We start from the raw sequence: 12,976 nt of genomic DNA, 5'->3' as shown, positions 1-12,976 counted from the left end.
CTAGTCCCTATTCGCCTGCGCCGTCGCCGGGCGGCGTGGTGCCGCTGCCGGCTCGGCGAGGTCGGAGGTCAGGTCGAGGCCGATATCGGCCAGCCGCACCCGGACCTCCGCGGCAACATATTTGGCGTATTCCGATAGCAAGAGACGGAACGTTCCGCCACTCGTCCACCACGGCTCGTCGCGCCATTTGTCGCCGACGACCGCGAACGGGATCAGCGTGATATCGGGCATCGCGTGTGACAGTTCCACGATCGCGCGCGGCATGTGGTAGTTCGAGGTCACCACGATCAGCGACTTGAAGCCGCGCTCGTGCGCCCAGCGCCGCGTCTCCGCCGCATTGCTGCGGGTATTCACCGCAGAGCGGTCGAGATCGACGCAGCACCGCATCAGCCCCTGGCTGTCCGGCACCGAGCGGGAAATGTCATTGGCGTCGTTGGTCGGATGCACGCCGGAGATCAGCAGGCGCTTGCCGTAGCCCGCCGCCAACAGCTCCATCGCGTCGGATACCCGCGACGAGCCGCCGGTCAGCACCACGATGCCGTCGGCGTTGTGCGGCGGGTCGGTCTCGACGCCGCGCAATTGCGACAGGAAGCCGATGAAGCCGACCGCGGCGGCGACGAAGGCAAGCGCCAGCGGCACGACGATGACGACGCGCAGCCAGCCGCGCGGGGGCGCGGCATGGCCTTTCGGCGACGTATCGTCGGGCTGCAAGCTCATGTGATGCTGATATCCTTCCCCCCGGGGATTTTAGAGCATGATCCGGAAAAGTGGAAACCGGTTTTGCCCGGCCAGGGCGGCGCAGATGCGCGCGAAATCACACTCTGGCGACGAAACGCGATCACGAAACCGGCCCCACGACTCTGATGCCGCGGGCCGTCAGTCGATGTCGTCGAGCGTGGCGAACAGGGTGCGCCGCGACGCCCATGCGGTGATCGCCGCGATCAGCACCGCCTGCAACGCCAGGACGAGGTAGCCCGACGGACGCAGCGAGAACGTGCCGAGCAGCGCCGCGAACTGGTCGCCCACCGGCGTGCCGGAGAACCAGTTGGCGATCGACTCGGAGAAGCCGAACGCCAGCATCGCCGCGCCGCCGCCGATCAGCCCGCCCTCGAGACCGAGCCGGAGGAAGTGCCGCAGGAAGCGGTTGGCGATGAAGCTGTCGCCGGCGCCGACGAAATGCAGCACCTCGACGATCGGACGGTTGGCGGCCATCGCGCCGCGGGTCGCGAACGACACCGAGATGATGGTGGCGATGATCACGAGGATCAGGATGCCGACGCCGGCAAACACCGTGGCGCCGGTCATCGAGCGCATGCGCTCGATCCAGGCGCGATGATCGTCGACACTTGCGGTCGGCGCCACCTGCGTCACCCGCGCGCGCAACGCGGCGAGATCGAGCGGGGTGCCGGGCTGCACCCGCGCCACGATGACGCGCGGCACCGGCAGCTCGTCGATCGAAAGCCCGCTGCCGAGCCACGGCTCCAGCAGCTTGGCGGATTCCTCCTTGCTGAACGGACGCACCTCGAGAATGCCGGACTGCGCCCGCATCGCCTCCACGGCGGCCTGCGTGTCGCGATCGAGGTCGCGGCCCGGCGCGGGGCGCACCTGGATGGTGATCTCGCTCGATACTTCCGATTGCCATTCGGCCGCCGACGCGCTGACCAGCAGTACGGTGCCCGTCGTCAGCGAGGCGAGGAAGGTCATGATCGCGACCACCGCGACCAGCGCGCGGCCCGAGATCGAGGCGCGCGGCACGATCGGCGACATGTTGCGCGCGGTGGCCGGGACCTGCGGACGCTCGCGCCCGAGATCGACCAACGACACTTTCTGGTCGCCGCTCCTACTCATAGATGTGCAGCCGTCCCTGATGCAGCACCAGCCGCCGCGCCTCGTATTGATCCATCAACGTGATGTCGTGGGTCGCGATGATAACCGCGGTGCCCGATTTGTTGAGCTCGATGAACAGCCGCAACAGGCGGCGCCCGAGCGTCGGGTCGACGCTGCCGGTCGGCTCGTCCGCCAGCAGCAATTGCGGCCGCGAGATCACCGCGCGCGCGATCGCCGCGCGCTGCTTCTCGCCGCCCGACAGAATCGGCGGCAGCGCGTCCATGCGCTCGCCGAGGCCGACCCATTTCAAGAGATCGATCACCTCACGGCGGTAGGTCGATTCCTCGCGGCCCATCACGCGGAACGGCAGCGCGACGTTCTCATAGGTCGTCATGTGGTCGAGCAGGCGGAAATCCTGCAGCACGATGCCGATGCGCTTGCGCAGGTCGGCGACCTGATCCTTGCTCAGCAGGGAGACGTCCTTGCCGAACAAATTGACCAGCCCGCGGGTCGGCCGCAGCGACAGGAACAATAGCCGCAGCAGCGAGGTCTTGCCCGCGCCCGACGGCCCGGTGAGGAACTGAAACGAATGGGCCGGGATCATGAAGGAGAGGTCGCGCAAAATCTCCGGGCCGAGCCCGTAGCGCAGACCGACATTTTCGAACCGAACCAATGCGCTAGCTCCGTTCGAGAGGGCCTGTGGCCCAATACCCAACTCCAGAGCCTTTTCCGTTCCGATGAAATCGGAACGGGGCTCTGGATTCTTGTTTGGACGCGTTTTCTTCACGCGAACCGGTACCCACTTCGCTCGAAAACGCTTTCGCGCCCCGAACCCCCACCGAGCGGCCGCGAACCGCACAGAAAGCTTGTGCGTCGGTTATGGTTTCCGATTCGTTAACGGTCGCTCGGTAACATGCGGGCATACCACACGGTGGAGATTCGGCTCCATGCATATCGTTTGCCCACATTGTACAACATCTTACGCCATCAATCCGGCCACCCTGGGCGAGGCCGGACGCACGGTCCGTTGTTCCCGCTGCCGCGAGGTCTGGCTGGCCCGGCCGGAGGACGCGATCGGGGCGACCGCACCCAGTTTGGCCTACGAGGCCGCGGGCTCCAATCTCGCCGCGGAATGGGAGGCGATGGGGCGCGAGGAGGCTGACGCGACCCCGATGGTCGAGAGCCCCTCGATTTCGGCCGATTTACCCGCCGACGAAGACGCCGCCACGGCGTGGCCGGCGGTGGCCGAGGCGGATGCCGCCGCCCATGCCGGCCCCCAGGACGCCCGAAAGCGCCGCTTCGGCCTGCCGCGGCTTCCCCGCCTGTTCCGCCTGCCCTCCCTGCCCCGCATTCCCTTCATGCCCGTGATCGGCGCCCTGCCGACCGCCTGCGCCGCGATGGGGGCACTGATCATTGCGCTGTTCGTCTGGCGCAACGACGTGGTGCGGCTGCTGCCGCAGACCGCGCTGTTCTACAAGATGGTCGGGCTCGACGTGAATTTGCGCGGCCTCGCCTTCAAGGACCTCAAGATCACCAACGAGACCGTGGACGGCAAGCCGGTGCTGGTGATCGAGGGCATGATCGTCGGCCAGACCAGGAAGCCGGTCGAACTGCCGCGACTGCGCTTCTCGGTGCGCGATGCGCAGGGCGCCGAAATCTATGCCTGGAACGCGGTGCTGGAGCAGCCGGTGCTCAATCCCGGCGAGCGCGCCTTCTTCAAGTCGCGCCTCGCCTCGCCGCCGCCCGAAGGCCGCAATATCGACGTACGCTTCTTCAACAAGCATGATCTCACCGGCGGCCGCGCCTGAGCCGCCGGCTAGCAGTTTCGGAAACCCGACCATCACCATGACGCGTGTTCTGATCGCCGACGACGAAGACTCGATGCGCTCGCTGGTCGCGCGCGCCATCGCCATGGACGGCCACGAGACCGTGACCGCGCAGGACGGCGCCGAGGCGCTGGAGATGCTGACGCGCGATGAGGGCGCGTTCGACCTCCTGCTGACCGACATCCAGATGCCCATCATGGATGGCATCGCTCTGGCGCTGACCGCGGCCCGCGATTTCCCCGAGCTGAAGATCCTGCTGATGACCGGCTTCGCCCATCAGCGCGAACGCGCCTCAGGCCTCGAGGCGATCGTGCATGACGTGGTGACCAAGCCGTTCTCAGTGGCCGATATCCGCACTGCGGTCGCGGATGCGCTGGCGGCAAGGAAGGCGAGCTAGCCGTCATTCCGGGCAACACGACCACCGCACACACATCTCGTCATGCCCCGCCACCGGGTCGCGCGAACGCGCGCCCGATGACAGGCTCCAGCGGGGCATCCAGTACGCCGCGGCTTCTCGATTCAATCGCTGGCGTCTCTGGAATACTGGATCGCCCGGTCCCGTCTTCGCCAAGGCTCCGACGAGGCCAGCGGTCCGAGGTGCGCCGAAGCCTTCGGCGAAGGCGGCGAGCCGGGCGATGACAGTGGAATGTGCGGCGGCTCAGTAATCCTTCAGCAGCCGCTCGATGTAGTCGAGCTCGATCTGCGGCCGTGACGGATCGGCGAGGCGGCGGCGCAGCTCTTCGAGGATGCGGCGGACGCGCTGGACGTCGATCTCGCCGGGGATCTTCACCGTGTAGTCGTCGCCGAATTCGCGGCCGTGCAGCGGGCGGCCGAGCGGATCGGTCTGGTTGCCGCCGCTCTGCTGGCGGCCGGCGCGGTTGCCGGGGCCGTCGCCGGGCTGGTCGCCATCGCCCTGCTGCATCGCGTCGGCGAGGCTCTGGGCGCCCTTGCGCAACGCATCCAGCGCGCGGCCTTGCGAATCCACCGCACCGTCGGCATTGCCCTCGCCAAGCCGCCCGGAGGCATCGCCCATCGCGGAGTCGGCCTGGTCGAGCCCGTCGCCGTCGTCATCACCCTGATCGCCGCCCTGGTCGCCCTGCTGCGCCTGATCGCCCTTCTGGCCTTGCCCCTTCTGCCCCTTCTGGCCGCGCTGCTCCGGACCCATGCCGCGCTTGGCGAGCTCCTCCTGCAGCTTCTTCAGGCGATCGCGCAGCGCCTGCTGATCCTGCTGCAGGTCGCCCATCGACTGGTCGCCCTGCTTGCCGCGCATCCGGTCGCGGCGGGAATCCTGGCCCTGCTTGAAGGTCTTGTCGCGCAACTGCTGCTGCTTGCGGATCATGTCGCCGAGCTCGTTGAGCGACTGCTGCATGTCGTCGTCGCCCTGGTTGGGCTGCGCCATCTGCAGGTTTTCCAGCATCTGCTGCATCTGTTCCAGCAACTGCCGCGCCGCATCCTTGTCGCCGGAGCGCGACAGCCGCTCCATGCGGTCGAGCATGTTCTTGAGATCCTGCTGGCTCAGCATCTTGGTGTTGGGATCGAGCGGCCGCGCCAGCTGCTGCGGATTGTTGCGGTACTGCTCGGCGAGCTGGCGCAGGAAATTGTCCAGCGCCGCGCGCAGATTGTCGGTGAGCTTCTTGATCTCCTCGTCGGTCGCGCCACGCTCCAGCGCCTGCTTGAGCGCGTCCTGCGCCGCGCGCAGCGCCTTGTCGACGTCACTGATGTTGCCGTCCTCGATGGTGACGGCGAGCGCCCACAGGCTGGCGACGACCTCGCGCAGCTGGTCGTCGGTGCGGGCGGCCTCGAGCTGGCGGCCCACGGTGTGGAGGCCGAGATAATAGCCGGTTTCCGGCATGAACATTTCCGGCGCGATCATCAGCGCGTCGAGCGCGGCATAGACCTGGCCGTTCTGGTTGGCATCGAGCGCCAGGATGCGGCGCTGCTCGATCAGCGCGCGCGCCAGGGGCTTGGTGAACAGGCGCTCGGGGAGGCGCATGTTGAAGGGCTCGCTCCTGCCCTCATTGCCGGCCTCGTCCTTGGCGGTCAGCGTCAGCGTCACGTCGGCGCCGGCGTAAGGGTCCTCGCTGAGGTCCTTGACGGTCTGGCCGACGCCGTTTCGCGTGCGCGCATTCGGCAGCACCAGCGCAAATTGCGGCGGCTCGAACAGCGGACGCGGCTGTGCCGCCTTGCCGTCGGTATCCTTCTTGCCGTCAGCGTCCTTCGGCGCATCGGTCGGCCGCGCCGCGAACTGCGCACGCGCTTCGGTGACGCCGTAGTCGTCCTCCAGCCTGTACGACATCTGCAAGGCGCCGCGCGCCTGCCGCTCCGGATCCTTGGCGAGCGCAATCGACGGCGGGCGGTCCGCCGTCGCGGTAAATTTCCACTGCGGCTGGCCGGCCGGCGCGCGGACATGCGCGGTGCCGTCGCCGGTGATCTTGAAATGCCGCTCATTGGTGCCCTTGGGCGCCTGCCCCTCCGGCGCGACCTCGGCGACGCCGCCACCGACCACGACGTCGATGGTGCCGCCGCTGGAGCGCACCAGCAGCGTGCTGCCGGCCGGAACCGCGAGCGGAGTGGAGTCCGCCGCGTTGGCGTCCTTGTTGGCGTTGGACAGGATGATCGGCGGCTTGCCGGTGTAGTTCGGCGGCGTCACCCAGGCGTCGACCCGGACATTGGCCGGCGCCATGATGCCGTTCCAGTCGAACGCGGAGGCGACCCGCAGGCCGCGCTCGTCGCCGGCGGCGACGTAGGTCGCGACCAGCATCACGATGACCAGCGCGCGCAGCGCCCAGGGGTCGTGCAGCGAGACGCGCGGCCGCGGTAGGCCGGCGCGGATGCGCTTGATCGAGGCCAGCGTGCGCTCGCGCTGCGCCTGCCACAGCACCAGTGCGAACGGATCCTTGTTGGTGAGCGTGTCGGAAAGCGTGGTCGCCGGGCGATGGCGGACGCCGGCGCCGCGGTCGAGCCGGCTCAGACCCTCCTCGCGGCTCGGCCAGCGGAAGCGCAGCAGCGGCGCCAGCACCACGAGCGCGGCAATGCCAAACAAGGCGGCACCGGCCACGCGTGCGGCAAACGGCAGCACCAACCACAGCCCGGCCCAGGACGCGACCAGGAACAAACCGGCGACCGTCAGGAACCGCGCCAGATATGGCCACGCCCGCTCCCACGCAATCGCGAATTTCGCCCGCTGCAGAGCCTCGGTCAGCTTCAATTGCGTCAGCTTCAGCCGCGCGTCCGCATCGCTGTCGCTGACGGCGCGTGACGGGGTGTCAGACGGGTCGATGTTGGCTCCGCTCAATAAGATCTCCGGGGTAGCCGGCAGGTCAGCCTAGCACAGCGGCGGCTTTGAGGCACCCGTTCCGGGGCGTAACCCACACCGGGAAATACGCATAACACGAAGGCGTGACTGCGGCAGCTCGACCCCGTAACGTCCCGGCCGAACCAACGCCTTACGCACGAGGAAACGACATGGATCAGAAGACGCACGACAAGGGGCTCGAAATCCGCAAGGCGGTGCTCGGCGAGGCCTATGTCAACAATGCGCTGAAGAATTCGGACAGCTTCAACAAGCCATTCCAGGAACTCGTCACCGAATATTGCTGGGGCGCGGTCTGGGGACGCGAGGAACTGCCGCGCAAGACCCGCAGCATGCTCAACCTCGCCATGATCTCGATCCTGAACCGCCCGCACGAGCTGAAGGCGCACATCAAGGGCGCGCTGACCAACGGCGTGTCGCGCGACGAGATCCGCGAGATCTTCATGCAGGTCTCGATCTATGCCGGCATTCCGGCCGGCGTCGACAGCTTCCGCATCGCGCGCGAAGTGTTTGCCGAGCTCGACAACAAAGCGTGAGGCGCTGCTGCCTTCGCATCGTCGTCCCGGCGAAAGCCGGGACCCATAACCACAGGCCTTCGTGGTGAGAACCCGCTGGGGCTCCAGCGGAGCACAGCAATCAAGCGCGGTGGTTATGGGTCCCTGCTTTCGCAGGGACGACATCAAGTACGGGGCGCGCGGCTCGGCACATAACGACGTAGAGGAAACAACACCATGGAAATCGGATTCATCGGCCTCGGGAAGATGGGCTTCCCGATGGCGCGCCGGCTGATCGAGGCCGGCCACAAGCTCACCGTGTTCGACATGCGCAAGGACGCCGTCGACCAGCTGGTTGCGCTCGGCGCCACTGCGGCAACTTCGCCCAAGGACATCGCCGACCGCGTCGAGACCGTGATGGCGAGCCTGCCCTCGCTGCAGGCCTCGCTCGAGGTCGCGACCGGCGCATGCGGTGTGATCGAGGGCAAGCGCGTCAAGCGCTTCATCGATCTCTCCACCGTCGGCTCGCAGATGGCGGTGAAGATCCACGACCTGCTGGCCAAGAAGAATGTCGTGCAGATCGACAGCCCGGTCTCCGGCGGCGTCTCCGGCGCCGAGAAGGGCACGCTGGCGGTGATGGTGTCGGGCCCGCGGGCCGATTTCGAGCTGGTGAAAAGCGCGCTCGACGTCATCGGCAAGGTGTTCTTCATCGGCACCAAGCCGGGCTCCGGCCAGACCATGAAGCTCGCCAACAACTTCCTGTCGGCGACCGCGATGGTCGCGACCTCGGAAGCCGTCGTGATGGGCGTCAAGTCCGGGCTTGATCCGGCCGTAATGATCGACGTGATCAACGCGGGCTCCGGACTCAACACCGCAAGCCGCGACAAGTTTCCGCGTTCGGTGCTGCCGCGCAGCTTCGACTTCGGCTTCGCCACCGGCCTCATGGTGAAGGACGTGCGGCTCGCGGTCGAGGAGATGCGCTCGCTCGGGCTGTCGATGGAAGTCGCCGAAGCGGTCGGCCGGCTCTGGGAAGTCATCATCCGCGAGGAGGGGGCGGAGTCGGATTTCACCGCCGCAATCAAGCCGATCGAGAAAGCCGCGGGCGTGATCGTAGGCGGAGCCAAGGGCGGCGCGCACGCGGCCAAATAAGCGTCGTCGACACAACAAACGCCGTCGTCCCGGGCAAGCGAAGCGCGACCCGGGACCCATAACCACAGGCGCCAGTGATTTAGTTGAACTGGCGCCCCAGCACAGCACAACAACCACGTTCGGTGGTTATGGGTCCCTGCTTTCGCAGGGACGACACCGTTGATGAGGCCAATGGGACGACACCGAATATGAAGCGCCGCTAGCAGCTCACAACCACGGCGCGGGCTTGTCCATCGCGATCAGCGCGTCGACGTCGATGCGCGGGCGGACCACGGCGTATTGGTCGTCCTTGACCAGCACTTCCGGCACCAGCGGCCGCGTGTTGTAGGTGCCGGCCTGCACCGCGCCATAGGCGCCGGCGGTCATGACGGCCAGCAGATCGCCGGCCTTCGACTGCGGCAGCGAACGGTCGAGCGCGAGATAGTCGCCGGTCTCGCAGACCGGGCCGACCACGTCGGCGACCATGGTCGGCGTGCCCAGTGCGGGCTGGCGCACCGGCAGGATATCGTGATGCGCCTCATACAGCGTCGGCCGAATCAGGTCGTTCATCGCGGCGTCGATGATCACGAAGTTCTTGGCATCGCCCGGCTTCACATGGATCACGCGGGTGACGAGGATGCCGGCATTGCCGACGATCAGGCGGCCAGGCTCGAACATCAGCGTGCAGCCGAGATTATGCGTGACGCGCTTGACCATCGCGGCATAGGCGGCCGGCGCCGGCGGCGCGGCGCGATCCATGTAATAGGGAATGCCGAGGCCGCCGCCGAAATCGATATGCGAGATGTTGTGGCCGTCGGCGCGCAGCGTCTGCACGAATTCGGCGAGCAGCCGGAACGCAGCCTCCAGCGGGCCGAGATCGGTGATCTGGCTGCCGATATGCACGTCGGTGCCGGTGACCTGGATACCCGGCAACTTCGCCGCGCGGGCATAGACCTCGCGGGCGCGCGCGATCGGAATGCCGAACTTGTTCTCCGACTTGCCGGTCGAGATCTTGGCGTGGGTGCCGGCATCGACGTCGGGATTGACCCGCACCGAGATGCGCGCGGTCGTCTTCATCTCGACCGCAAGGCGCGACAGCATTTCGAGCTCGGGCTCGGACTCGATGTTGATGCAGAGGATGTCGGCGGCGAGCGCGGCGCGCAGCTCGCCCTCGGTCTTGCCGACGCCGGAGAACAGGATCTTCGACGGCGGGATGCCGGCCGCGAGCGCCCGCTTCAACTCACCGCCGGACACCACGTCGGCGCCGGCGCCGAGCTTGGCCAGCGTGCGCAGCACCGACTGGTTGGAGTTGGCCTTCATCGCGTAGCAGACCAGTGTCTTCTCGCCGGCAAAGGCCTCGGTGAAGACGCGGTAGTGGCGCTCCAGCGTCGCGGTCGAATAGCAATAGAACGGCGTGCCGACGGCTTCCGCCAGCTCAATGAGATTGACCGCCTCGGCATGCAGCACGCCGTTGCGATAGTCGAAATGGTTCATGACGGGCTTTTAAATACTAGTTGCCGAGCAGCGGATCGAGGACGAAGGACCGTTTATTGCCTTTCGACGCGGCCGGCGCGGCATCCGAGCCATAGGTCGGATTGAACACGCTGGGCTGTGCCGCCCGCTCGCTCTCCGTGTCGCCCGGTGCTGCGGCCGGCGCGGCGTTCGCGGTCGGCGGCAGGTCGAGCGGTCCCTTGCGGCCGCAGCCGCCGAGCGCAAGCGTTGCGGCGCTCAGCACAATGATGGCCCATCCCGAGGGGGTCAGGCGGTTCTTGCTAATCACGACGAATTCCCCAATTTGGGCGGCACCATACAAACATTGGCGTGCTCTGGCGAGAGGCGGAGCGCCATGAAATCACGGCCAAAATTTCCGGATCAGCCCAATTTTCGCTCTTTTTCCAGCCGCTTGGCCCAGGCTTTGGCCTGCGCCATCACATTCTTCGGCGCCGTGCCGCCAAACGAGGTGCGGCTCTTGACCGAGGATTCGACGCTGAGCACCTTCAGCGCCTCTGCCGTAATCTTCGGCTCGACCTTCTGCATGGCCTTGAGCGGCAGCTCGTGCAGCGCCACGCCTTGGGCCGAGGCCAGACCGACGATGCGCCCGGTCACGTGGTGGGCGTCGCGGAACGGCATCTTCAGGGTGCGCACCAGCCAGTCGGCCAGGTCGGTCGCGGTGGCATAGCCCTCGCCGGCCGCGGCCTTCATCTTGGCTTCGTCCGGCACCAGGTCCTCGACCATGCCGGTCATGGCGCGGATCGCCAGCGACAGCGCCTCGAAGGCCTCCATGGCGCCCTGCTTGTCCTCCTGCATATCCTTTTGATAGGCGAGCGGCAGGCCCTTCATCACGATCAGGAGCGCGGTCAGCGCACCGATCACGCGGCCGGTCTTGGCGCGCACCAGCTCGGCCGCGTCCGGGTTGCGCTTCTGCGGCATGATCGACGAGCCCGTGGTGAACTTGTCACTGAGCTTGACGAGACCGACGAGCGGCGAGGTCCAGATCACGATCTCCTCGGCGAAGCGTGACATATGCACTGCGCAGATCGCGGCCGCCGACAGCGTTTCCAGCACGAAATCGCGATCGGACACCGCGTCGAGCGAATTGGCCATCGGCCGGTCGAAGCCGAGCGCCTTGGCGGTGGCAGTGCGGTCGATCGGAAACGAGGTGCCGGCGAGCGCGGCGGCGCCCAGCGGCGATTCGTTCAGTCGCTTGCGCGCGTCGGAGAAGCGGCCGCGGTCGCGGCCAGCCATCTCGACATAGGCCAAGAGGTGATGGCCGAAGGTCACGGGCTGCGCGGTCTGCAGATGGGTGAAGCCCGGCATGACGGTTCCGGCATGCTCCAGCGCACGATCGACCAGCGCCTGCTGGAACGCGGCCAGCGCGGCCTCGGTCTCGTCGATGGTGTCGCGGACATAGAGCCGGAAATCGGTCGCGACCTGATCGTTGCGCGAGCGCGCGGTATGCAGCCGGCCCGCAGCGGGCCCGATCAATTCGGACAGCCGCGACTCGACATTCATATGGATGTCCTCAAGCGCGCGCTTGAAATCGAAGTCGCCCTTGCCGATTTCTGACAAAATCGTGTCTAGACCTTTGCCGATATTTTTCGCATCAGCTGACGTGATGATGCCCTGCGCGGCGAGCATCGCGGCGTGGGCCTTGGACGCTGCAATGTCCTGGGCATAAAGGTGACGGTCGACGTCGATGGAGACGTTGATTTCCTCCATGATGGCGTCGGGGCGCTCCGAGAACCGGCCGCCCCACATCTTGTTGCTCATGACATCTCGCTCACGAATTCGTATTTCAGGCCTTGCGGTTTCATCGCCGGAGCGGCGAAACAGCGTGGCGGTTCCGATCGTATTAGTCCGTTGTTTGGGCATGATCTTTTCGGAAAACCGCTTCGCACTTGTCCGGATCATGCTCCAGCCACTGCATAGCCATATCTGACCCAGGATGACAAACGATATGCCCGAGACGACCCCATCCGAACCGACCGCCAAGCCGACTGCCAAATGGCGCATCCCGCTGGTGATCGGCGCCGTGCTGGCCGGGGCCGTGATCGGCTATGTCGGGGTCTCCGGCCTCAGGCATCCCGCCGGCGGCGACGCCGCCTGCAACAGCGCGGTGGATCTGGCGAAGAAGATCGCCCCGCTCGCCCATGGCGAGGTCGCGGCGCTGACCATGGCGACCACCCCCTTGCGGCTTCCCGACTTGACCTTCGAGGACGCCAACGGCCAACCGAAGAAACTCTCGGACTGGCGCGGCAAGACGGTGCTGGTCAATCTGTGGGCGACCTGGTGCGTGCCCTGTCGCAAGGAAATGCCGGCGCTCGACAGCCTGCAGACCAAGCTCGGCGGCAAGGATTTCGAGGTGGTCGCGATCAACATCGACACCCGCGACCCGGACAAGCCGAAAAACTTCCTGAAGGAAGCCAATCTGACCAATCTCGGCTATTTCAGCGACCAGAAAGCCAAGGTCTTTCAGGATCTTAAGAACATAGGCAAGGCACTCGGCATGCCGACTTCGGTGCTGGTCGACGGCAAGGGCTGCGAAATCGCCAATATCGCCGGTCCCGCCGAATGGGCGAGCGACGATGCGATCAAGCTGGTGAAGGCGGCGTTAGCCCCAGCCGCGGCGGGGTTCTGATCAGGCGACGGCGTTGAGGTTGCCGCCGACGCCGGGACCGAGATTGGCGGTCGACGGGGTGCCGAGCAGGGTTTGAACCGCGAACTTTTCCGCATCGAGGTTCTGCTTGGTCACGCGGGTCGCGATCTGACCCTGCAAATTGCCCTGCTGCATCGACAGGATGCTCGACACCATGCTCATCATGTCCATACGCGGCACTCCCAAACTTGCTCTTGCGTAGCGCGCGAAAGTTAATGCTTGGGCAACGGAT

At 66.4% G+C, this 12,976-nt stretch carries 13 protein-coding genes; 5 read left to right on the top strand and 8 right to left on the bottom strand.

The genetic code is table 11. The features are described from left to right. From ACVW1C_RS24180 to ftsE, 3 genes are all read right to left on the bottom strand, one after another. Positions 1-717, bottom strand: a complete 717-nt coding sequence (locus ACVW1C_RS24180; protein ID WP_456760545.1) for a YdcF family protein — start codon at positions 715-717, stop codon at positions 1-3. A gap of 159 nt (positions 718-876) precedes the next feature. Next, complete coding sequence (locus ACVW1C_RS24175) at positions 877-1,848, bottom strand: cell division protein FtsX (RefSeq protein WP_456760544.1); 972 nt, start codon at positions 1,846-1,848, stop codon at positions 877-879. Beyond that, positions 1,841-2,500, bottom strand: coding sequence for a cell division ATP-binding protein FtsE (gene ftsE, locus ACVW1C_RS24170; protein ID WP_021079468.1), 660 nt, complete (start codon positions 2,498-2,500; stop codon positions 1,841-1,843). Before ftsE ends, ACVW1C_RS24175 begins: the two co-directional genes overlap by 8 nt. A 274-nt stretch (positions 2,501-2,774) precedes the next feature. Between ftsE and ACVW1C_RS24165 the strand changes: the two genes are divergently transcribed. Together ACVW1C_RS24165 and ACVW1C_RS24160 are read left to right on the top strand one after the other, a co-directional pair. Beyond that, entirely contained in the window at positions 2,775-3,635 is an 861-nt protein-coding gene (locus ACVW1C_RS24165; RefSeq protein WP_456760543.1) for an MJ0042-type zinc finger domain-containing protein, read from the top strand. Between the two features lie 37 nt (positions 3,636-3,672). Beyond that, positions 3,673-4,050 (top strand): response regulator, encoded by a 378-nt coding sequence (locus ACVW1C_RS24160; RefSeq protein ID WP_176533789.1) that lies wholly within the window; start codon positions 3,673-3,675, stop codon positions 4,048-4,050. A gap of 261 nt (positions 4,051-4,311) precedes the next feature. On the opposite strand, the gene ACVW1C_RS24155 is transcribed toward ACVW1C_RS24160, so the two are convergent. Further along, positions 4,312-6,948 (bottom strand): TIGR02302 family protein, encoded by a 2,637-nt coding sequence (locus ACVW1C_RS24155; protein ID WP_456760542.1) that lies wholly within the window; start codon positions 6,946-6,948, stop codon positions 4,312-4,314. A 170-nt stretch (positions 6,949-7,118) separates the two neighbouring features. Here ACVW1C_RS24155 and ACVW1C_RS24150 point away from each other — a divergent pair, with 170 nt between their 5' ends. Together ACVW1C_RS24150 and ACVW1C_RS24145 are read left to right on the top strand one after the other, a co-directional pair. Further along, on the top strand, positions 7,119-7,502 hold the full coding sequence (locus tag ACVW1C_RS24150) for a carboxymuconolactone decarboxylase family protein (RefSeq protein ID WP_018268955.1): 384 nt from the start codon (positions 7,119-7,121) through the stop codon (positions 7,500-7,502). Between the two features lie 195 nt (positions 7,503-7,697). After that, on the top strand, positions 7,698-8,609 hold the full coding sequence (locus tag ACVW1C_RS24145) for an NAD(P)-dependent oxidoreductase (protein WP_456760541.1): 912 nt from the start codon (positions 7,698-7,700) through the stop codon (positions 8,607-8,609). A gap of 207 nt (positions 8,610-8,816) precedes the next feature. On the opposite strand, the gene lysA is transcribed toward ACVW1C_RS24145, so the two are convergent. From lysA to argH, 3 genes are all read right to left on the bottom strand, one after another. After that, positions 8,817-10,082: a diaminopimelate decarboxylase gene (gene lysA, locus ACVW1C_RS24140; RefSeq protein WP_456760540.1), complete on the bottom strand. Its 1,266-nt coding sequence runs from the start codon at positions 10,080-10,082 to the stop codon at positions 8,817-8,819. Positions 10,083-10,098: 16 nt separating this feature from the next. After that, entirely contained in the window at positions 10,099-10,368 is a 270-nt protein-coding gene (lptM, locus tag ACVW1C_RS24135) for an LPS translocon maturation chaperone LptM (RefSeq protein WP_298378076.1), read from the bottom strand. Between the two features lie 92 nt (positions 10,369-10,460). After that, entirely contained in the window at positions 10,461-11,858 is a 1,398-nt protein-coding gene (gene argH, locus ACVW1C_RS24130) for an argininosuccinate lyase (RefSeq protein WP_456760539.1), read from the bottom strand. Between the two features lie 187 nt (positions 11,859-12,045). On the opposite strand from argH, the gene tlpA reads away from it, so the two are divergent. Next, entirely contained in the window at positions 12,046-12,726 is a 681-nt protein-coding gene (tlpA, locus tag ACVW1C_RS24125) for a thiol:disulfide interchange protein TlpA (RefSeq protein WP_456760538.1), read from the top strand. Here tlpA and ACVW1C_RS24120 read toward each other — a convergent pair whose 3' ends face one another. Beyond that, complete coding sequence (locus ACVW1C_RS24120; RefSeq protein WP_092123268.1) at positions 12,727-12,915, bottom strand: putative motility protein; 189 nt, start codon at positions 12,913-12,915, stop codon at positions 12,727-12,729. Positions 12,916-12,976 lie beyond the last annotated feature (61 nt).

Source organism: Bradyrhizobium sp. USDA 4011 (genome assembly GCF_054063415.1).
The sequence above is the reverse complement of the archived record's forward strand: the minus strand, read 5'-3'. Positions and strand labels throughout refer to the sequence as shown.